A 20,336-nucleotide genomic window follows, 5' to 3' on the forward strand; every position below is an offset into this window, starting at 1 on the left:
CCGGCGCCGGCTGCGGGTTGAAAACCTGGTTCAGCGGGCCGCGGCTTGCTCGCCAGATGCACCTCGAAGGCCGGCGGTGGCGCTGCGGCCGCCGGCGCCCGGCAGGAACGGGAACGTGACGCAGGCGACCGCCAGCGCAGCTATCCGGCGCCGTGTCGTGATCATCGGAGCCAGAGGCCCGCATACGCCTCAGGCGCACTGACGCCGTCCGGCCGGTCGGCGAAGTACAGGTCGCTGACGAGGGCGTAATAGGTGGGCCTCGTGAACGTACTGGTCTGCAGGATGAGGTATGCCGTGCCCGCGGCGTCGACGGTGACGGTGTGGGTGGTCTTGTAGATCGGCCGCTCCGTGGGGTCCTCGAACGCGTACAGGTGAAGGTCGGCCCGGCCGGCCGGGAAACCGCCGAGGTAAACCTGCACGGTCGATCCGGGGAATCCGACGCGCGGGAAGATCTGGACGGTCGGCTCGCGTGCCGGTTCGACCACGAACTCCGTGGTCGCCTTCTCGGGGTTCTTGCCCTGCTGGACGCTGACTCGATAGCGGCCGGGTGGGCTCCCCGGCGCCAGCGGCAGAGGGATCTCGTCCGAGCCGCCGGCCCACGGCCGGGTGACTGTCAGGACCGAGCCGCTGGGGGTGGCCAGCGTCACCCGCAGATCGTCGTCGAGGGTGGACAGCAGGCAGATGTATGGGATGCCGGGGACCGTGCGGTTACTGGACACGTCCACGTCGAGGGGCGGTTGGAGACTCACGGTTTGGCAGTCGGTCCCGCCGCCCGAGAAGAAGTCGAGCTGTTCGGCGACGCCCTCCGGCACCTGGTCGTCGCGTTCGAGCAGGTCGTCGAGGGAAGCGGTCTGCGGCCGGCCATCCGGGGCTTTCCCGCCCGGTGGCTCTTCCTCCGGCGTCCTGCCGTCCGGCGGCGGAGTCGTCGGCTGGGGGACGCCCGGCAGCGAGACGCCCGGGCGGGCTCCGGACGCAGAGGTCACACCGGCATGCACCCGAGGCGACGGTGAAATGCCGGACGTAGCGGAGAACGACGGCGACCAGCCGGGCGGCGTCGAGAACGGCGGCGACACCGGCGTGGCCTTCTCGGGAGCCGACGGTGGCGGGCCGGCGACGGCGGGCGGAACAGATTGTCCCGGGGCGCCGCTGTCGAGAAGCCGGACGGCGATGTCGGCCGCCAGCGTCAGCACGACGATCGCCGGCACCACGACGTAGCGCCTGGCGATCAAGGACTGGCCTCGGAGCCGGCCGTCGCGCGACGTTCCGGCAGGCTGCCGGCCATGACGGCCTCGCGTGACGTCGCCCGTTTCGATCACCGACCGCGCCCCCCAACCGCTGTCCTGGATCGATGGCAGTCTACCGAGGCGTGTCGATCCGTTTTGTGCCGTCAACTGACCTTGAGCAGCGCCGCAGCCACCTGCGCGAAGACCGCACCGGCCTGTGCCATGATCGGGAAGTGCCGGTTCCACCATCCGCGGCCACCCCGGCCATCCGTACCTCCTTGTTGCTGCTCGCCTACTGCGCCTTCATCAGCCTCGGCCTCCCCGACGGCCTGCTCGGCGTCGGCTGGCCGTCGATGGCGGGAGACCTGGGCCTCTCCACCGACACCGTCGGCGTCCTGCTGTTCGCCAGCACCGTCGGTTACCTGATCTCCAGCGTCGCGGCCGGGTTCAGCCTCGCCCGGCTCGGCGTCGGCCGGCTCCTCGCCGGCAGCACGGCCATGGCCAGCCTTGCCCTGGCCGGGTACGCGGTGTCGCCCGCGCTCGGTCTGCTGGTGCCATGCGCCCTGTTGGCCGGTTTCGGCGGTGGGGCGATCGACGCGGGGCTCAACGCGTACGCGGCCGGCGCGTTCGGTCCCAAGCACATGAACTGGATGCACGCGTTCTTCGGTCTCGGCGTCGCCATCGGGCCGCTGATCATGACCGGGGTGCTCAGCGGCGGACTGTCGTGGCGCTGGGGCTACGGGCTCGTCGCCGGCGCTCAGGCGCTGCTGGCCATCGCCTTCTTGGTCTCGGCGCGAACATGGGCGCGCGACAACGTCGGCGATGCGCCTGCGCCCGAGGTGGCGAGTTCGCGGATCGGTGCGACGCTGCGGATGCCGGCGGTGTGGCTCAGCGTCGTCGCGTTCGCCGTCTACGTCGGCGTCGAGGTGGCGACCGGTCTGTGGGCGTACCTGCTGCTCACCGAGGACCGCGGGCTGAGCGCGGCGATCGCCGGTTTCTGCGTGTCGGCCTACTGGGCGAGCCTGTTCGTCGGCCGGGTCGTGCAGGGCTTCACCGTCGAGCACCTGGGCACCGTACGTACGCTCACTGCCGGCCTCGGTGGCATGCTCGCCGGATCCGTACTGGTGGCCGTACCGGGACCGGACTGGCTGGCCGTGGCCGGCCTGATGGTGATCGGCTTCGCCGCGGCGCCGGTCTTCCCGTTGCTGACCTTGACCACCGCGGACCGGGTCGGGGCCGCGCACGCCGACCGGGTGATCGGCATGCAGATCGCCGCGGCCGGGCTGGGCGGCGCGCTCATCCCGGCCGGTGTGGGTGTGCTCATCGAGCGGGTCGGCGTGTACACCCTCGGCCCCTCGCTGGTGGTGCTCTCCCTGATCCTGCTGACGCTGTACGTGGTGGTGAACCGCCGCACGACGTGACGGCGCGCGCCACGGCCGGCAAGTCTCGTCCGCGCCGGGCCTAGCATCGCAAGGAACAGGGCCGCACGAGCGCCGGTCACGAGCGATCAAGATCCATGATCATCTCCAGCTGACCTCCAGTGTCGCGTTCTCGCCGACGAACGAGCACTGGGTGACAGCGGGACTGGCCGGCTGACGCGCAGAGTCGTGCTGGAACGCCGGAACGAGCACTGGGCGTCAGCCAGCCCGCCACGACCGGGCGTGACCTCCGCTATTTCGGCGTCCGGATCGACGGTTGCTTGAGGTCGAAGTAGACCGGCTCGCCGAGGCTGAGCTTGCCCATCTCCTCCATGACCGTCCGCAGCTCGCCGGGGATCTCCCGCTCCGGGTCGCTGGTGCGACCCTGCATGATCGGCTCCGTTGCGTTGCGAGATCGGCGGACAGGCTGAGCCGCGCCCGACAGGTGGTTAGAGCGCTTGGGCGAGTTCGGTGAACGCGGCTTGTCCGCCGCGGGTCCTGCTCTCCATTCCTTAATGCGCTGAAGCTTGAAGTGCTAGATCCGCTGGAGCTGGAAACGCTGGTTGGCGCCGCCGCCGGGGGTCCATTGCGAGATTCGCGCACCGTCGGCGGTGGAGGCCTGCCACACGTCCAAGGCCAGTCCGCTCTGGCGGTTGACCAGCCTGACCACTCCGCTGCCCTGGTCCTCCACCAGCCACTGCTGGCTGGCGGAGTTGGCATCGGGCTGCTGAGTGACGTCGGCACCGGTGCCGGTGCCGGCGACCTGCAGGACGAGACCGCTGTGCCGGGCCCGGATCCGGTAGTAGCCACCGCCGGAGGACAGGAAGTCGAACTGCTGATTGAGAGCGCTGCCGGCCTGCCACTGGATCAGCAGCGCGCCCGCGGCGGTCGACGCGCCGTTGATGTCGGCGGCCTTTCCGCTGTGCTGGGCGACCAGCCGGTAGTTCACGCCGGTTTCCACCGGCCCCGACCGCGCGGCCGAGCCGCGATAGGTGTGGCCGGCCTGGACGGCGAACTGCACGAGGTCGGTCTCCAGCCGCGTCGGTTGCACTGTGGCGCCGCTCGTGTCGTCGCGCAGTTCGAAGGTGCCGGTGAAGACACGGCTGCGGACCCGGACCGTGCCGCTGCGGTCGGAGGTGATGACGAGTTCGCTTCCGGTGGCGTTCCAGGAGGCACCGACGGTGTACCCGCCCCGGCCGCGCAGCCCGGTGACGCTACCGGCCGGCCAGGCCGACGGCAGCGCGGGCAGCACGTGCAGTTCCCCGTTGTGGCTGTGCAGCAGCATCTCGGCGATGCCCGAGGTGGCGCCGAAGTTGCCGTCGATCTGGAACGGCGGGTGCAGGTCGAACATGTTCGGCGCAAGCCGGTCGGTCCGTACCAGGTCACGGACGAGTTTGTGGGCGCGCGCACCGTCTTCCAGCCGCGCCCAGAAATTGATCTTCCACGCCAGCGACCAGCCGGTGCCGTCGTCGCCGCGCAGTTCCAGGGTCTGGCGCGCGGCCTGGTACAGCTGCGGCGTTCCCCGCCGCGTGATCTGGTTGCTCGGATGCAGGCCGTACAGGTGTGAGACGTGCCGGTGTGTCCGTTCGGCCTCCACCCAGTCGGCGAGCCACTCCTGGATGTTGCCGCGTGAGCCGACCCGGGTCGGTGCCAGCCTGTCTCGTGCCGCCACAACCTGGCTACGGAAGGATGCGTCCACACCGAGGACCTCGGCGGCCCGTGCGACGGCGTTGAACAGGTCGCGCAGGATCTGGTTGTCCATCGTCGGCCCGGCGCACACGCTGGCGTTCGAGTGGTGGGGCAGTTCCGGGGAGTTCGAGGGGTTGGTGACCAGATATCCGAGCGACGGGTGGGTCACCAGCGAGTCGAGGAAGAACTGTGCGGCGCCTTTCATCGCGGAATAGTTGGCGCGGAGGAAGTCGACGTCTCCGGTGAACTGGTAGTGGTCCCAGAGCATCGTGGCGAGCCAGGCGCCGCCGGTCTGCCACATGCCCCACAACGCGCCGTCGACGACGGACGACCCGCGCCAGGCGTCAGTGTTGTGGTGGGTCAACCAGCCGCCGGCGCCGTACTGCACGCTGGCGGTGCGGGCGCCGGTGACCGTCAGGTCCTTGACCATGTCGGCGACCGGCAGGAAGCATTCGGAGAGGTTGGTGGAATCGGCCGGCCAGTAGTTCATCGGCAGGTTCGCGTTGATGGTGTATTTGGAGTCCCAGGACGGCGCCATCTCCTGGTTCCAGATGCCTTGCAGGTTCGCCGGCTGGGTGCCCGGTCGTGAGGAGGCGATCAGCAGGTACCGGCCGTACTGGAACAGCAGGGCCGAGAACTGCGGGTCGTTGACGTTCGCGTGCTGGGCGATGCGCACGTCGGTGGTCTGATCGGCCGCCGCGGTGCGCCCCAGGTCGATCGTCACCCGGTTGAAGAGCGCCTGGTGGTCGGCGACGTGCCGGGCGCGCAGCTGGTCGAAGGCGAGGTTGCGGGCGGCGGTGAGGTGCCGCCGCGCGATGCCCTGATAGTCGCCGTTGACCGTGCGGTAGTTGACGTAGCTGGATCCGATGGACACCAGCACGGTGACGCTCGTGGCACCGGAGACCCGCAGCGTGCCGCCGGAGCTGCTGACCGTGCCCCCGGTGGCGCTCGCGGCAGCCAGGGCGAGGAACCGGACGGAGCCGGCGATGCCTTCCATGGCGCCGGAGATGCCGTCGAGGGCGATCGTCGTGGAATCCGGGCTGGACGCGGTCGTCTTCTGCGGGCTGTCGAACGTGGCGGTGAAGGTGGTCGCGTTGGCGCGGTCGGCCGTCAGCCGGATTGCGACGACCTGGTCGGGGGCGCTCGCGAACACTTCCCGTTGGTACCGTACGCCGTTGAGCACGTACGTGGCGGTCGCCGTGGCGGTGGTCAGGTCCAGAGTCCGGTTGTACTGCGAGGCGCCGCTGGCACTGCCGAACGCGAGCCGGAGATTGCCGACGGGCTGGTACGCCAGCTGCCCCACGGGGTTGCCGAGCATCGTCTGGTTGATCAGGTCCTGGGCTGACGTCCACTGGTCGGCGAAGACTCGCCGCCGGATCTCGGCGAGGTTGGCAGCACCCCGGGTATTGGCCGAGTCGTAGGGGCCGCCCGCCCACACGGTGTCCTCGTTGAGCTGCAGGCGTTCGGTGTCGATGTTGCCGAACACCATGGCGCCGAGGCGCCCGTTGCCGATCGGCAGCGCCCGCAGCCAGTCCGTTCCCGCGGGCTCGTCGTACCAGAGCGCCAGGTCCCCGGCGGCCAGCACACCCGCCGGCGGCGCCGCGCCGGCCCGGGCGGCAGCGGTCCACCCGGTCGGCAGCAGCGCGGCGCCGGCACCGGCCATCCCGGCGGCTAGCAGGTTCCTGCGTGTCACCTCAGTCATGGGATGTCTCCTCGCGGTGCGTCACGGGAACGTCCAGCGCTGATTGCCAGCCGTATCCGGCCGACTCAGGGGGTCGGTGATGGGTTCCGGCGGCAAGCTCCTGTGAGCGCTAACAAAAGCGACCGGCCACCAGGGTGCTCTCGTAGCGCACGTGATCATTCGTATGACGTCTGATGTTAAGAAAGGGATAGAGGCGTGTCAATGCACTTAGTCAGAACCCGCAGGAAATCATAAGTCGTATGATGTGTCTTTTCATAGACAGAGGCCGATGCCAAGGTCAGGCTCTGACCTCGTCCTACCCCACCAGGGAGAAGCATGTTGCGACGCATCGGAGACTCCCGGGTCCGCGCGGTACTGGCAGGCGCCGCCACGGCGCTCATCGCCATCCCCCTGGCCTTGGTGTCCGCGGCACCGAGCGCGTCGGCCGCGACCAGCCAGTTCCGGGGCGTCAACTGGGCTCGCGCGGGCGACAACTTCACCGGGAACCCGCTGGTCCTCTACGGGTTGAGCGCCAGCGACAGCTACACCACCGTGCGCACCAAGGCGGACGCCGTCCTCGCCGGCTTCGAGCGCAATCTCGGCGCGAACACCGTACGGTTGCCCGTCAACACCGCTTCCGTCGGCACGGCGTGGTGGAGCTCCTACACCGGCGTCATGGACTCGGCGACCGCCCGGGGCATGAAGGTCATCCTCTCGTTCTGGGACGACGGCCGGGCATCGTCCGGTGGCCGGATCACCGACACCGCGGCGTTCAACACGATGTGGAACACCGTCGTGGACAGGTACGGCGCGAACCCGCTGGTCTACTTCGAACCGATGAACGAGCCGGGCGGCTACAGCGCGGCCGAGTGGAAGAACGTAGCCGCCGCGTGGCTCGCCGCGCGGCCGTCGGTACCGCGCGACCGGGTGTTCATCAGCGGATCCGGCCTGAACCAGGACATCAAGACGATGTGCGCCGACAGCCGCTTCGACGGAACGTACCTGTCGCTGCACCACTACACGTTCTTCAGCGGCGCGAAGACCTATGACGGATGGGTGAACTTCCTGCGTGACGCCGTCGGGAGCTGCGCCGGCCGGACCGTCATCGACGAGTTCGGCGCCCCCATGGACACCGGCCTCAACTACGACGACGCCGGGAGCGCAGACAACTTCGTCCGGTACTTCCGGGCCACAACCCAGGTTCTCCGCGAACTCGGCATGGGATCCGTCTACTGGCCCGGGATCGGCGGCAAGATCACCGCTGGGCAGAACGACGACTGGTACGCCATGCAGAAACTGCAGGGCAGCGGCACCAACCTGACCCTGACCACACCCAACGTCACGGGCGCCAACCGCCTGCGGTACGCGTGGGGGCTCACCGGCACCGACCCGGCGCCCGCCAACCGGCTGCGCAACGGTGCCTCGGGCCGTTGTCTCGACGTTCCCGCCGCCAGCACCGTCAACAACACGCAGGTAGCCATCTACGACTGCCACACGGGCACGAACCAGCAGTGGACCGGCACTTCCGCGCGGGAGTTGCGAGTCTACGGGACCAAGTGCCTCGACGCCCGCGGCCGGGGCACCGCCAACGGCACGCCGGTCGTCATCTACGACTGCAACGGCGGCACCAATCAGCAGTGGACGCTCAACAGCAACGGCGCCATCACCGGGCAGGCCTCCGGCCGCTGCCTCGACGTGACGCAGAACAGCACCGCGAACGGTGCTCGCGTCCAGCTGTGGGACTGCACGGGCGGATCCAACCAGTCGTGGTCCCGCGCGTAGCCCGGATCCCGTCCGTGGCACGAGAGCGCGTCAACCACACGCATGGCTCAGATGCCGTCAGTAAAGCCAGTGCAGAGAACGATGCACGGGTCGCGTCGCGACTCCGGGATGGGTGATGCCGTTGCAGCACAACCCATCCCGGGAGTCCGGTTATCCGGTCGGGCCGTCCAGGCCGTGGACCGCCGGCACCTGCAGCTTCCGGTCGTCGCCGGAGCCGCTCAGGATCACCTTGCGCAGGGAGGTGTTGTTGGTGGTGCTGAGCTCTGCCAGCCGATCTGACGGGTTGGCCTTGACCTCGATGTAGTAGGTGCCGTTCGGTAGGTCGGTGACGTCGAACGACTGGCCGGGCAGAAACTGCGTGTAGGTGTCGCCGTTGCCGATGTCGAGCACCTCACGTACGGCGACGGCGGTGTTGGCGCCGCAGGAACTGGAGAGGTCCGTGTTGGTCGGCCGCACCTTGGCGTTCGGAATCGTGTAGTCGACCGCGTCGGTGTTGACCAGGCAGAAAGCCTCCTTGCCACTGCGGACGGCCTCTTTCTGGTCCGCCGTGAGCAGGCTGTACTGGGCGAAGTCGGTGAAGTGCCAGTGCAGGTGCCCCTCCCGCTTGTCCCACTCCATGGTGCCCGCATTGATCGACCCGACCTGCTTGCCGTTGGCGTCGTAGAAGTACTGGTAGGCGTCCATCAGGTCGGCGCCGGTGCGGCGGAAGCCGTCGACGACCAGCGGCGAGGTGCCGGCGTTCCAAACCGTGGCGCCGAAGACGATGTACTTGTGGCCCGGGGTGCCTCCGAGGTCCGCGCCGTCGGCCAGGCCGATGCCCCAGGCCGGCAACGAGCGCAGGTCGGGGCGGGGCCCCTTGGGCAGGGCCGCCCGGCTGGGCGCCGTCTCCGGACGGCGGGCAGCGGGGCGCAGATCGGGCGAGTAGGCCGACACCTGCTGGGCGGGATCGCCCTCGGTGAGGTGGTCGTGGCCGGCGGCGGGCTGGGCGGCCTCGACCTTCGCCTTCGCGCGGGCGCGATCCGCCGCGGAGAGCGCGCCCTCGACCACACTCTGGATCGTGATCGTGAGGTTTGTTCCGGCCCCTGCGATCTTGAAGTAGTCGCGGTACCGCGGGGCGATGTCGATGCTGGCCTGGTAGGTGCCGTCCGGCAGCCCCTCCAGCTCGCTCGGCGCGATGGCGGCCGTCCATCCGCTCTGGATGCCCCAGACGTTGCCGATCTGGAAGGGGTTGCCGTTGAAGCAGTCCATCGGATACGGGGTGGTGTCCGGCGCGTCCGGCCGGGCCCGGCTGGATTCGTAGGTGTTGGGGCAGAAGTCCTGGCTGCCGGAGACCACGGTCGCGCCGTCCGCGTCCGTCATGGTGACGGTGGTGAAGTCCTGGAGGCCGCCGAAGTCGGTGACCATGTCCGCGGGCAGGGTGACCTTAGTCTTCTTACCGTTCTTGGTGATCACCTGCCGGGCGACGATCGGGTCGGCGTACGACTTGCGCTTCACCTCGATCTCGAATGGATCCTTACCGGCTATGAGGTACATACCGATGCTCGGGTCCAGGAAGAAGGAGCCGAATTCGTACACGTACCTGGTGAGGGTGACGTCGGTCGCCGTGGTGACCAGACTGAGTGGCGGTGTGGGCGTGGTGTCGGCGTTGGCCACCGCTGTGCCGGTGGCGACCACGCCGGCGCCCAGGGCGAGCGCGACGAAGGGGCGCCATCGGCGCCTGGAGCGGGCAGTGCTGGTCATGCGAATCCTCCCCGATCAGTGGAACCGAGTTGTCGGGTCGACAGCAGCGTCAGCGGCCGCGACCCGTCGGGGTCGCAACGAGTCGTCGGATCTGTCGCATCAAGACCACGATCAGATCCCCTGAGCCACCGAGCACCGGCCCACCGGTGAGGTCATGCGGTTGCGGCATCGCGATTCCCCCGTAGTCCTCGTCGCGCCATCGACATTGGATCGTGTCGATGTCGGCCATGTCCACCCCGGTGCGATGGCAACACGACCCGACCGACGCGCAGCGGGCGGTGCTCTCTCCTCTGTTACCTGCGGGAACGAGTCATAATCGGCCGCGCAGAGGAGCGTAGATATTGATCGCCGACGGTATCCGGGGCGGGTGCGGACCGGCTCACCGTGGCGATCGACGCGGCCGCAGACGTGTTCAAGCGCGCTTGACCATTGGTCCGTCGCAACGTCGCAAGGATGCTACGCGTGGGGGTTCGAGTGCCCCTCGGACACACATTGAGCACGCGGCGTTCGGCGCCCGAGTCGGAACAGGCCGGATCCGCGCGGGCGATCAGCGGGCCGGCCGGCACATCAGCGCAGCGTCCCGATCGGCTGCCCGAAGCCGGAGCCAGGCACGAGTCTTCGGCACCGCCTCACGCCCGCGAGCCGAGTTGCACCGGCTCGCGGGCTGGAGGAAGACCTCAGTACCCGTAGATCATCTTGTAGGCGACCTCCGGCAGGAACTGACCCGCGCTGGAGCCGCCGCCCACGCCGCAGTTGCCGTCGGACTCGCCCGGCGTCTTGAGCCACAGCAGCATCTCGGCGCCCCCACCGAGCTGGCTCGGAGTGCCGATCCGGCGGCCGGCGGGGTTGCACCACTGGCCGTTGGCGCCGTTGCCGTTACGGCTGGTGTCGATCACGAAGGGCTTGCTGTAGCCGTACCGCCGCAGTTCCCCGGCGACCCGGTTGCCGTAGTTGATGTTGTCGCCGGTCGGGAAGTAGTTCGAGACGTTGAGCGCGAAGCCACGAGCGCCGGCCGCTCCGGCCGTGTTGAGGCGTTGCGCCATCGTCGCCGCGTCGATCCAGCCGGGATTGCCCGCGTCGAGGTAGGCCCAGGTGTTGGGCGCCTTGGAGCGGAACTGGTTGACCGCGCGGGACAGCATCCCGACGCGCTCGTTGATCTGCGACTGACTCATGCAGCCGAAATCGCCCAGCGAGTCAGGTTCGAGGACGACCACGGCGGGCCGGGTGCCGATAGCGGCGGCGAAGGAAGCGATCCACGCGTCGTAGGCGGCGACGCTGCCCGCTCCCCCGCCGGAGTGGCCGCCGCAGGCGTCCCGGCCGGGAATGTTGTACGCCACGAGCAGCGGAAGTTTGTCGACCGCGTCCGCGGCTGCGACGTACCGGCCGACCGCGCCCGCGATGTCACCGCTCCAGTTGCCGAACCAGCTGGCCATCGGCCTCTGCGCGATAGCGGAACGAATGGCGGCGGCCCGCCCGTCGCCGGGGTTCGCGGCGACCCATGCCGCCGGACTGGACTGGGGGTTGACGTAGAAGCCGCTGGTCTGACTCACCGGATCGGCGTGCGCGGGTTGCGCCCCGAGCAGGACGGCGGGGATCACGAGGGCCAGCGCGGCGAGGACCCGGGAGCGAAGAGCTCGTTGCATCGACGTGTCTCCTAGCGGGGATGGCGTCAGCCGCGAAACTGCTGCGCCGTTCGGGGCGGTCGAGCAGCGGCGACGGGGGTGGGGTGACGGGGGGACGGCGATCACGTGCACCTGGCCAAAACTGGAAGCGCTTCCAGAGTTTTCCATGTATCTATTTCGATTGATGCTTACGTCAAGCACCAAACTTGTCAAGAGATGCCTTCGCCGACCGTGTGGGAGAGGCAGACTTACTGGGACCGCTTCCGGGCGCGCCACCATCGACGGACGCTGCTGCCGCGCCACGTCCTCATCATCGGTACGATCAACCGGCGACTCATCGGCCAGGAAGGACCCGGCATCGAGATGGCAGCGACCCCCCGGCGTCAGCCCACTCTCGACGAGGTGGCCGAGCGGGCCGGTGTCTCACGTTCCGCGGCGTCCCGCGTGATCAACAAGGCGCCGCACGTCAGCCGCGCGACTCGCGACGCCGTCGAAAAGGCGATCAAGGAGATGGGCTACCTGCCCAACCGTACGGCCCGCGCCCTCGCCACCCAGCAGACCGGCATCGTCGCGCTCGCCGTCCCCCATGACAACCCTGAGTTGTTCGCCGATCCGTTCTTCGCCCAGGTCATCGTCGGCGTGTCCGCGGCGCTCGAGGAGACCGACCTGCACCTACTGTTGTGCCTCGCCAGTTCCGGCCGGGGCCGGGCCCGGCTGACGAACCTGCTGCGCACCCGCGGCGTCGACGGCATCATGCTCATGGCTCTGCACGGCGACGATCCCCTGACCGACATCGTCGCCCGAGCCGGCCTGCCCACGGTCTACGTGGGCCGGCCGTTGCACACCGAGCCGCGGTGGTTCGTCGACTCCGACAACCTCGGTGGGGCCCGGCTCGCGACCGAGCATCTGATCCGCCTGGGCCGGACCCGGATCGCCACCATCACCGGCCAGCTGTCCACCGACGCCGGCGAGGCCCGCTACCGCGGCTACCGCGAGGCGATGATCATCGCTGGGCTCACCCCGCACGGTACGGCGGAGGGCGACTTCACCGAGGACTGCGGCGCCGCGGCGATGAGGGCTTTGCTCGATTCCCACCCGGACCTCGACGCCGTATTCGCCGCCAGCGACAATCTGGCGGCTGGAGCCCTGCGCGCACTGGCCGAGGCGGGACGGTCGGTGCCGGCTGACGTCGCCGTGGTGGGCTTCGACAACCTCGGCGTCGCAGAACGCACCGATCCTCCGCTGACCACCGTCCACCAGTCGGTCCAGGACCTCGGGAAGGAGGCGGCCCGCATGCTCGTCGCGGTGATCGCCGGACAGCAGCCCGCATCGATCATCCTGCCCACCCGGCTGGTACGGCGCGGATCCGCCTGATCTCCCGGCGATCATCGCAGCCGTCGCACCGCCCGGTCGGCCAGCTCGGCCAGCGCGCAGCGGCTCTCCGCGGCCATCGGGGCGGCCTCGAGCGCGGCGCGCGGTGTCGGCGCGTACTCGGATCATCTGCTCGATCTTCTCCCGGCCAGGAAGACGGGGCGTGCAGGTCAGCGAAGGTGGGGTGCATCGAGGGCCGGCCCCGGCGACGATCACCGCGGCCCAGGGTGTCGTCATGGATCAGCGCGAACGCGTGGAACAGCTCCAGCGCGGCGGCGGCGATCACGATCGGTATGCCGTCCGGGCCGCCCGCGGACCGCCAGCCCCATACATCTCATAGATCAGCAGCACGGTCAGCGCGTACGGCGCTGCTGACCATCCTCCGGGGTCGCGCGGGCGGTGATCTCCTGGACTGCGGTGAAGTCCTCGTCGCTGACCAGGGCCGGATGCGTGCGTTCGGGGCAGTTGACCCAGTCTTCGCGGGCGTTCCATATCCGGGCCGGACCGAGACTGGTCCGCCGATCTCCCGGTACCGCTTCGCGGTGATCGGTGAACTGCCGGTTCCACACCTGCCGGCCGGTGTAGTGCGGGTTCGCCAGAATCGCCGCCACCGTGCGCAGCGTCCACATCGTGCCCTCGCGATGCGGATTCCGAGCAGGGTCGTAGACACCGGTGACGGGCATCCGCCGTTCGTTGAGCATCCGCGCGATGCGCGCCGTGCTCCAGCCATCGAGGCGGCGGGCGAATATCCACCTCACGTGGTCCGCCGTGGTCGGATCCACCGCCAGACGATGCCGGCGCCGCGTTCGGATGCGGGCCACCGTCCACCAGCTGGTAGCCGTACGGCGGGCGGCCACCGAGGTGACGGCCCTGCTCCCGCACCTGGATCGTCATCGCCGCCCGCGCCCGGAACCGCGTTCGCAGCTTCGTTTGGACGGTGTTCTGCCGGTTGGCAGCGTGAGGCGCTGCCCGAAGCGAGTCCGGGCCGGTTCATCCGCGGGGCATGAAGACGGCGCCGGCAGCGCACAGGACGATTACGGGGACGCTCGTCGAATCGTTGGCGCAGCAAGTGCGCTCCTTTATATCGAAGGACTAGAGATGGCTGATCAGCATGGTGTCGACCGCTCCCGCCTGCCTCTTCGCGATCCTCCGTTCGCCGGGCGTCGCGGGCGCACCCTGGCAGATTCCACGCCGGACTGGGGTGCCGCCGGCGACGTGAGGCCGCCGGAGGGTGCGCCGAACATTTTGCTCGTCCTGATCGACGATGCCGGGTTCGGTCAGCCGTCGACATTCGGCGGTCCCGTCCAGACGCCGAACTTGACCCGGATGGCCGACGCCGGCCTGCGGTACAACGCGATGCACATGACGGCTCTGTGTTCGCCGACGCGTGCGGCCCTGCTGACCGGCCGCAACCACCACCGGGTCGGTTTCGGCTCGACCGGCGAGTTCTCCGGGCCGTTCCCGGGCTACACCTCGGTAGTGCCGAAAGACTGCGCGCCGTTCCCGAAGGCGTTGCAGATGAACGGATACTCGACCGCCGCATTCGGCAAATGGCACATGACGCCCAACCACGTACAAGGTCCCAGCGGGCCGTTCGACCGCTGGCCCAGTGGCTGGGGATTCGACTACTTCTGGGGCTTCCTCGGCGGCGAGTCCGGCCAGTACGACCCGATGATCTACGAGAACAACAGCGTCGACCAGGTCTACGGCGGACCTGCCGACCGTAGCTTCTACCTGCCCGACGCGATGGCTGATAAGACCATCGAGTGGCTACACGGGATTACCGCCCACAACGACACCAAGCCGTGGTTCGTCTACTTCTCGACCGGCTGCGCTCATGCCCCGCACCAGGTGACCGAGGAATGGCACGCGAAGTACCGCGGCAAGTTCGACGCCGGCTGGGACGTCTACCGAGAAGAGACCTTCGCCCGGCAGAAGGCGCTCGGGGTGGTCCCCGAAGATGCGGTGCTGACCGAGCGCGACGAGGCCTTCCCCGCGTGGGACTCGCTGTCGGCCGAGGAGCGCACGCTGTACGCCCGGCAGATGGAGGTCTACGCGGGTTACCAGGAGAACGCCGACCACAACGTCGGCCGGGTCCTCGACGAACTGGAGCGGATGGGTCAGCTCGACGACACCCTGGTCCTCTACATCTGGGGTGACAACGGCGCGTCCATGGAGGGCACCCTCACCGGCTCCTTCAACGAGCTGACCATGTTCAACGGCATCCCGCTGACCCCTGAGCAGCAACTCGCGTTGGTCAACGCCTCCGGCGGGATCGACGCGTGGGGCGGTCCCACCACCGCGCCGCACTGCTCGGCCGCCTGGGCGTGGGCCGGGAACGCACCGTTCCAGTGGGGCAAGCAGGTCGCCTCGCACCTCGGCGGGACGCGCAACCCGATGGTGGTGCACTGGCCCGGCAACATCGCCGCACAAGGCGGCCTACGCACCCAGTTCACCCACGTCATCGACATCGGCCCGACGATCCTCGAGGTCGCCGGCATCCCGCAGCCAACCTCGGTCGACGGTATCGACCAGTTCCCCATGCAAGGCACCAGCCTCGCGTACACGTTCGCCGACGGCACTGCACCGGAGCGGCACACCCAGCAGTACTTCGAGATCTTCGGCAACCGCGCGATGTACAAGGACGGCTGGTGGGCCGCGTCGAAACTGCCCCGCATCCCCTGGGACCTGACGCCACCGACGCTCCGCAGATTCGCTCCCGACGTTCTCGACCCGGACGCACTGACCTGGGAGCTGTACTACCTGCCCGACGACTTCTCCCAGGCCAACGACCTCGCCACCCGGCATCCGGACAAGGTCGCCGAGCTCAACGCGCTGTGGTGGCAGGAAGCCGAAGCCAACTACGTCACCCCCCTGCTGGCCGGGCTGTCGGCGTTCTTCGGGATCGTCCCGCCGCTGAGCGAGAAGACCCGCTGGACCTTCTGGGGTAACGATGTCCAGAACTTCCCGCAGGGCATCATGCCGCCGACCCTCAACCGTTCCTACACCATCACCGCCGACGTCGAGATCCCCGAAGACGGGGCCGAGGGCGTGATCGTCGCCGCCTTCGACCACCTCGGCGGTTACAGCCTGTTCGTGATGGACGGCAAGCTACACCACACATACAGCTTCATCGGCATCGAAACCTACCGGCACGAGTCCACCACCACGCTACCCACCGGAAACGTCCGGGTCCGCCTCGAATTCGAGGCCGACACACCGGTCATGGCGCCAGCCGGCACCGTGACCTTGTTCGCCAACGACAGGCAGATCGGCGGCGGCCGGATGGACCACACCGTGCCAGCCTTCTTCAGCGGATACGCCGGCCTGGACATCGGCCGCGACAACGGCGAGGTCGTCGACGGCCGCTACGAGAAGCTCGCGCCCTTCGCCTTCACCGGCACCATTCACAAGGTCACTTACGACATCCGACCGCCTGGCCAACCCCACAACGATGCACTCCACCAAGCCCAGTACGCGGAATCCCAAGCACGCCACGTCGAGGCCTGACCGAGAACCATTGAGGTGGCGGCCCCGCCCATCACCGGCATCATCATGTCGGTCACCACCAGATCCGGAAGCCAAGCGCTCACCGCGGCCAGCGCAGCGGCACCGTCGCCCGCTTCGACGACCTCATGACCGGCACGCATCAACACCCGACGCAGCACGAACCGCAAATCCGGTTCGTCGTCGACCACCAGAATCCTGCCCACCCGAACCCATCCGTTCGCCAAGGCAGCTTCCGCAGCCCTCCGTGCCGAATAGGGCATATGACGCATGATCTTCTATATCGGACATGCTGTGGTCGCGCCGTGGCGGCGCAGCGCCGTCGCCATCGCCCCGGCGTACGCGGTCGGCAAACCGAGGATGAGCCCCGGAGACCAAGGTTAGGGTGTTCATCGCCGCCTGTACCGGACCGGGCCGCGCGCCCGGCTTCCTGGGCCGTTACCCGCGGGCGGGGCGCTGCTGACCCGCCGGCTGAACACCGAGCTGGTCACGGACATGTGGGACGACCTGTTAGGGGTGGCGGCCAGCGTGCAAGGTGGCCACGCCACCGCGGCGATGGTCGTCGGAAAGTTGTGCTCGGCCAAGCGCCAGCAGAACGCACTGACCGGCGCGATCAAGAAGTACGGGGCGTTGCGGCGCACGGTGTATGCCGCCCGGTATTTTGCCGATGAGACCTGCGAGCGGCGTATCGCCCGGCAGCTGGACAAAGGCGAGAACCTGTACGCCCTGCGCTGGTCGCTGGGTACGCCGGCGAGGGCGCGTTGCGCCGGCGTCAACCACGAGCAGCAGACCGAGCAGATGTGGTGCCTGACCTGGCCACGAACGCCATTGTGTGCTGTTCGACGGAGTACCACGGTCTGGCCGTCGGTGCGCTGCGCGCGGGCGGCCTCATCGTTGACGATGAGGTTCTGGCCCACATCTGGCCCATCCACCACGAGAACGTGCACTTCTACGGCGATATCGACGGAGTGGGTGCCGAGCTCGACACCGACGGGTACCGGCCGCTGCGGCTGTCCGGTTAGAACGGCCCGGGTCTGTGTAGGAGCCGATAGCAGCCCAGGCTGCCTCTCCCCGACCGGTGAGCGGTCACCGAGGGTGGTGGGTTTGTTTCGGCGCCGGCCGGGAGGCGGTTCGCGGGCCGGCGGCCGGCGGGTGCACGAAGGCGCGGACCCGGGCGAGTAGTTCCTGGCTGGTAAAGGGTTTCTCGACGATGGTGACGCCCTCGGGCAGGGTGCCGTTCTCGGTGAGGACCGGTTCGGCGTAGCCGGACATGTACAGCACCGGGATGCCGGGGCGGATGGCGCGGATGCGGGCGGCGACTTCGTTGCCGGTCATCTTCGGCATGATCACATCGGTGAGGAGCAGGTGGATGCGGTCGGGGTAGGTTTGGGCGACCTGGATGGCCTGCTCGCCGCCGCTGACGGTCAGGACGTAGTAGCCGGCGCGGGTCAGGATCCGGCCGGTGATCACGCGCAGATCGTCTTCGTCCTCCACCATCAGGATGGTCTCGTGCGGTGATCCGTCGGCGTCCGGTTCGGTGGTCATGTCGGCGTCGGCGCTGGTGTCGTGGAGGTCGGGGTCGACGGCGGGCAGGATGACGGTGACGGTGGTACCGATGCCGTTCTCGGAGTACAGGCGGATGTCGCCGCCGGCGGCGGTGGCGATGCCGTAGACGGTGGCCAAGCCCAGTCCGGTGCCGGAGCCTTTGGGTTTGGTGGTGTAGAACGGCTCGAAGGCGCGTTCGATGACGTCCGGTGGCATGCCGCTGCCGGTGTCGCTGACCCGGATGCGCACGTAGCGGCCCACCGGCAGCGGTGAGCTGTCGAGGTCGTCGTCGCCGACTTCGGCGTTGCTGGTGTCGATGGACAGGGTGCCGCCGCCGGGCATCGCGTCGCGAGCGTTGACCGCGAGGTTGACCAGGATCTGCTCGATCTGCCCCGCGTCGGCGTGCACCGGCCACAGATCGCGATCCAGGGAGGTAACCAGGTGAATGTGTTCACCGATACTGCGGCGCAGCATCGGCTCGACGTCACCGATGACGTGGTTGAGGTTGAGGACCTCGGCCTGGGTGATGTCACGGCGGCCGAACGCGAGCAGCTGTTTGGTCAGCCGGGTGGCGCGTTCCGCGGCCCGGCTGATCTGGCCGCAATCTTTGCGGGCGTCGGCCAGGTCGGCGGGGTCCGGGGTCGAGACTTCGAGGGTTTCGGCGATCATCTCGGCGTAGTTGCTGATCACGGCGAGGATGTTGTTGAAGTCGTGAGCGACGCCGCCGGCGAGCTGGCCGAGGCTCTCCAGCCTTCGGGTGTGCTGCAGGCGGTGTTCGGCGGCGTCGCGTTCGGCCTGGGTGATGAGGCGTTCGCGTTCGGCCTGGGCGATCAGCCGGTCGGTGACGTCGCGGATCGCGGTGGTCACGATCATGCCTTTGTCGGTGGTCACCGAGGACAGGCTGATCTCGGCGGGGAACTCGCTGCCGTCCTTACGCACGGCGGCCAGTGCGGCGCCGGCGCCCATCGGGCGGATCCGCGGATGGGCGAAGTAGCCGTCGCGTTTGAGCGGGTGCCCGCCGCGCAGCCGCTCGGGGACCAGGATGTCGACGCACTGGCCCAGTAGTTCCTCGCGCTGGTAGCCGAACAGTCGTTCGGCTTGGGCGTTGATCAGGGTGATGGTGCCGTCCCGGGTGACGCCGATGATTGCGTCGGGGGCGGCTTCGAGCAGTCCTTCGAACATGGCTTCGGCGCGCTGACGTTCGCTGATGTCGCGCGATACCGACGCGACACCGGCTACCCGGCCGTCATCGTCGGTGATCGGTGACAGGGTCAGCGACACGGTGATCACCACCCCGTCCTTACGACGGCGCTTCACCCGCTGCTGATCGATACGCTCACCAGCGGCGATGCGCGCCATGAACTCCGCTTCAGCCTCCTCCTGCCCTGGCGGGAAAAGCATGGACGCGTGCCTGCCGACCACCTCGTCAGGGTGGTAGCCGTAGAGCAGTTCGGCGCCGCGGTTCCAGCTGGTGATCGTCCCGTCGATGGTCTTGCCGATGATCGCGTCGTGCGACGACTCGACGATCACTGCCAGCCGCTCGCGTTCCGCGAGGGACTGCGCCCGCCCGGCGAGCGCGGCGGCCTGCACCGCCAGCTCGGTGAACGCGGCGACGTCGTCCTCGGCGAACAGGCTGCGGTAGCGGCTCAGCAGCAGCACCGCGCCGCGGCCGGCTCCGGCCGGCACTGGTGCCACGGTCACGTACCGGGTGTCGCTGGCCTGAGCGAACATCACCGCCACCGCCGGCGGATGAGTCCATCCAGCCATCGCGTCGATGGTGTCCGGCACGGCCAGGACCTCGTCGAGGTCCTGGCGGGTGCATTCCAGCTCGTTAAGTGTCGCGTCGCCGCAGCCGGCCACCCGCACCGTCTGGCCGCCGGCCGGCATCAGCACCACCACGGCGTCCGTCGCGAGCACCTCGGTGGCGCCTGCGCAGTAGCGCTTCCATGTGGCCGACGCCGGTTCGTCGGGCGGCGCGGCCAGCATCCGGCGCGTCACCGCGTACGCGGCCTCCTGCACCCATCTGCGGCGCAGCCGGGAAGGGGGTACGAACGCCAGCAGATACAGCCCTCCGGAGATCGCGGCGAGCCCCCGGGACTCCAGCCTGGTCACCTCGCCGGCCCCGGACAGCAGCAACGCGACACCGAACAGGCCTGTACCCGCCGCGGCGCACCACAACCGGACCCGGGCCGCGCCGCCGTGACGGCGCGCGTGCGCGCCCAGCAGGCATGCCGCCAGCAGCTCCAGAGCGAAGAACACGATTACCGCTGGCCACACCAGCGGTTGCGGCATCGGCGCCTGCGAGGTCGCCAGGACAGGCAGCGTGGTGAGCAGCCACGCCCCCACCACCACCGGCCACCACCAGGCCGGCACCGGGCGCAGCCGACTCACCACCCGCAACGTCAACAGCGGCTTAGCCAGCAACATGGCAATCGCCGCGACCATCCACCCGCGCGGCAGCGAACCCATGAATTGCCGGGCCACGCCGAGGACGAACAGCATCGCCACCGACGCGAACATCCACATGACGTCACGCAGCAACGGGTCCCGGCGCCGCAGGTACCCCCACGACACCCACAACAACACCAGAGCGAACAGTGACGTCACCAAAATCAGCGCCATCGGATCCTCTGTCCCGCCGCACACGAGAGCCCGGCAATAGGGGCGAATCCGATCAGGCTATGCCCCAGCCGGCCGGCTCGTTCGGAAACACGAGCGATGAACCGAACAACAAGATCAACAAGGCGGCTCGCAGCGT

15 protein-coding genes and 1 pseudogene are annotated in these 20,336 nt (G+C 68.8%); 6 read left to right on the forward strand and 10 right to left on the reverse strand.

What is annotated here, in order from left to right; genetic code table 11:
• Positions 1-161: 161 nt before the first annotated feature.
• Positions 162-1,229, reverse strand: coding sequence for a hypothetical protein (locus tag I4J89_RS42025; protein ID WP_196419805.1), 1,068 nt, complete (start codon positions 1,227-1,229; stop codon positions 162-164).
• A gap of 227 nt (positions 1,230-1,456) precedes the next feature.
• Between I4J89_RS42025 and I4J89_RS42030 the strand changes: the two genes are divergently transcribed.
• Positions 1,457-2,644 carry an MFS transporter gene (locus I4J89_RS42030; protein WP_309238716.1) on the forward strand — a complete coding sequence of 396 codons (1,188 nt, stop codon included), beginning with the start codon at positions 1,457-1,459 and terminating at the stop codon, positions 2,642-2,644.
• Positions 2,645-2,894: 250 nt separating this feature from the next.
• Here I4J89_RS42030 and I4J89_RS42035 read toward each other — a convergent pair whose 3' ends face one another.
• Both I4J89_RS42035 and I4J89_RS42040 read right to left on the reverse strand, forming a co-directional pair.
• Positions 2,895-3,032, reverse strand: coding sequence for a hypothetical protein (locus tag I4J89_RS42035; RefSeq protein ID WP_196419807.1), 138 nt, complete (start codon positions 3,030-3,032; stop codon positions 2,895-2,897).
• Positions 3,033-3,176: 144 nt separating this feature from the next.
• The gene (locus I4J89_RS42040) at positions 3,177-6,032 is read right to left on the reverse strand and encodes a glycosyl hydrolase family 95 catalytic domain-containing protein (protein ID WP_196419808.1); all 2,856 of its coding nucleotides are present in this window, start codon (positions 6,030-6,032) and stop codon (positions 3,177-3,179) included.
• Between the two features lie 315 nt (positions 6,033-6,347).
• On the opposite strand from I4J89_RS42040, the gene I4J89_RS42045 reads away from it, so the two are divergent.
• Positions 6,348-7,793, forward strand: a complete 1,446-nt coding sequence (locus tag I4J89_RS42045; RefSeq protein ID WP_196419809.1) for a ricin-type beta-trefoil lectin domain protein — start codon at positions 6,348-6,350, stop codon at positions 7,791-7,793.
• A gap of 150 nt (positions 7,794-7,943) precedes the next feature.
• Here I4J89_RS42045 and I4J89_RS42050 read toward each other — a convergent pair whose 3' ends face one another.
• From I4J89_RS42050 to I4J89_RS42060, 3 genes are all read right to left on the reverse strand, one after another.
• Complete coding sequence (locus I4J89_RS42050) at positions 7,944-9,533, reverse strand: lysyl oxidase family protein (RefSeq protein ID WP_196419810.1); 1,590 nt, start codon at positions 9,531-9,533, stop codon at positions 7,944-7,946.
• Positions 9,534-9,582: 49 nt separating this feature from the next.
• Positions 9,583-9,762: a hypothetical protein gene (locus I4J89_RS42055; RefSeq protein WP_196419811.1), complete on the reverse strand. Its 180-nt coding sequence runs from the start codon at positions 9,760-9,762 to the stop codon at positions 9,583-9,585.
• 448 nt (positions 9,763-10,210) lie between these two features.
• The gene (locus I4J89_RS42060) at positions 10,211-11,176 is read right to left on the reverse strand and encodes a glycoside hydrolase family 6 protein (RefSeq protein WP_196419812.1); all 966 of its coding nucleotides are present in this window, start codon (positions 11,174-11,176) and stop codon (positions 10,211-10,213) included.
• A gap of 342 nt (positions 11,177-11,518) precedes the next feature.
• Between I4J89_RS42060 and I4J89_RS42065 the strand changes: the two genes are divergently transcribed.
• Entirely contained in the window at positions 11,519-12,529 is a 1,011-nt protein-coding gene (locus I4J89_RS42065) for a LacI family DNA-binding transcriptional regulator (protein WP_196419813.1), read from the forward strand.
• Here the strand turns inward: I4J89_RS42065 and I4J89_RS42070 are convergent.
• Positions 12,489-12,812: a polyprenyl synthetase family protein gene (locus tag I4J89_RS42070; RefSeq protein ID WP_309238717.1), complete on the reverse strand. Its 324-nt coding sequence runs from the start codon at positions 12,810-12,812 to the stop codon at positions 12,489-12,491. The genes I4J89_RS42065 and I4J89_RS42070 overlap by 41 nt on opposite strands.
• Positions 12,813-12,879: 67 nt before the next feature.
• The gene (locus I4J89_RS42075; RefSeq protein ID WP_309238718.1) at positions 12,880-13,308 is read right to left on the reverse strand and encodes a recombinase family protein; all 429 of its coding nucleotides are present in this window, start codon (positions 13,306-13,308) and stop codon (positions 12,880-12,882) included.
• Positions 13,309-13,456: 148 nt separating this feature from the next.
• On the opposite strand from I4J89_RS42075, the gene I4J89_RS42080 reads away from it, so the two are divergent.
• Positions 13,457-16,036 (forward strand): arylsulfatase, encoded by a 2,580-nt coding sequence (locus tag I4J89_RS42080; RefSeq protein ID WP_230860511.1) that lies wholly within the window; start codon positions 13,457-13,459, stop codon positions 16,034-16,036.
• On the opposite strand, the gene I4J89_RS42085 is transcribed toward I4J89_RS42080, so the two are convergent.
• On the reverse strand, positions 15,946-16,305 hold the full coding sequence (locus tag I4J89_RS42085) for a response regulator (RefSeq protein WP_309238719.1): 360 nt from the start codon (positions 16,303-16,305) through the stop codon (positions 15,946-15,948). The two genes, I4J89_RS42080 and I4J89_RS42085, sit on opposite strands and share 91 nt — an antisense overlap.
• Before the next feature lie 127 nt (positions 16,306-16,432).
• On the opposite strand from I4J89_RS42085, the pseudogene I4J89_RS52100 reads away from it, so the two are divergent.
• Both I4J89_RS52100 and I4J89_RS52105 read left to right on the forward strand, forming a co-directional pair.
• Positions 16,433-16,783, forward strand: a pseudogene (locus tag I4J89_RS52100) (Tn3 family transposase); the annotation flags it as partial.
• 53 nt (positions 16,784-16,836) lie between these two features.
• Positions 16,837-17,055, forward strand: a complete 219-nt coding sequence (locus tag I4J89_RS52105) for a hypothetical protein (RefSeq protein WP_373688201.1) — start codon at positions 16,837-16,839, stop codon at positions 17,053-17,055.
• A gap of 64 nt (positions 17,056-17,119) precedes the next feature.
• Here the strand turns inward: I4J89_RS52105 and I4J89_RS50450 are convergent, their stop codons facing one another.
• The gene (locus I4J89_RS50450) at positions 17,120-20,200 is read right to left on the reverse strand and encodes a PAS domain S-box protein (protein ID WP_230860512.1); all 3,081 of its coding nucleotides are present in this window, start codon (positions 20,198-20,200) and stop codon (positions 17,120-17,122) included.
• Positions 20,201-20,336: the final 136 nt, after the last annotated feature.

This window comes from Actinoplanes aureus (assembly GCF_015704865.1).
Taxonomy (GTDB): domain Bacteria; phylum Actinomycetota; class Actinomycetes; order Mycobacteriales; family Micromonosporaceae; genus Actinoplanes; species Actinoplanes aureus.

Coding starts and splice junctions, on each gene's coding strand:
- I4J89_RS42065 (WP_196419813.1), top strand. CDS start 11,519: ATGGCAGCGACCCCCCGGCGTCAGCCCACTCTCGACGAGGTGGCCGAG.
- I4J89_RS42040 (WP_196419808.1), bottom strand. CDS start 6,032: ATGACTGAGGTGACACGCAGGAACCTGCTAGCCGCCGGGATGGCCGGT.
- I4J89_RS42055 (WP_196419811.1), bottom strand. CDS start 9,762: ATGGCCGACATCGACACGATCCAATGTCGATGGCGCGACGAGGACTAC.
- I4J89_RS42050 (WP_196419810.1), bottom strand. CDS start 9,533: ATGACCAGCACTGCCCGCTCCAGGCGCCGATGGCGCCCCTTCGTCGCG.
- I4J89_RS42085 (WP_309238719.1), bottom strand. CDS start 16,305: ATGCGTCATATGCCCTATTCGGCACGGAGGGCTGCGGAAGCTGCCTTG.
- I4J89_RS50450 (WP_230860512.1), bottom strand. CDS start 20,200: ATGGCGCTGATTTTGGTGACGTCACTGTTCGCTCTGGTGTTGTTGTGG.
- I4J89_RS42035 (WP_196419807.1), bottom strand. CDS start 3,032: ATGCAGGGTCGCACCAGCGACCCGGAGCGGGAGATCCCCGGCGAGCTG.
- I4J89_RS42045 (WP_196419809.1), top strand. CDS start 6,348: ATGTTGCGACGCATCGGAGACTCCCGGGTCCGCGCGGTACTGGCAGGC.
- I4J89_RS42060 (WP_196419812.1), bottom strand. CDS start 11,176: ATGCAACGAGCTCTTCGCTCCCGGGTCCTCGCCGCGCTGGCCCTCGTG.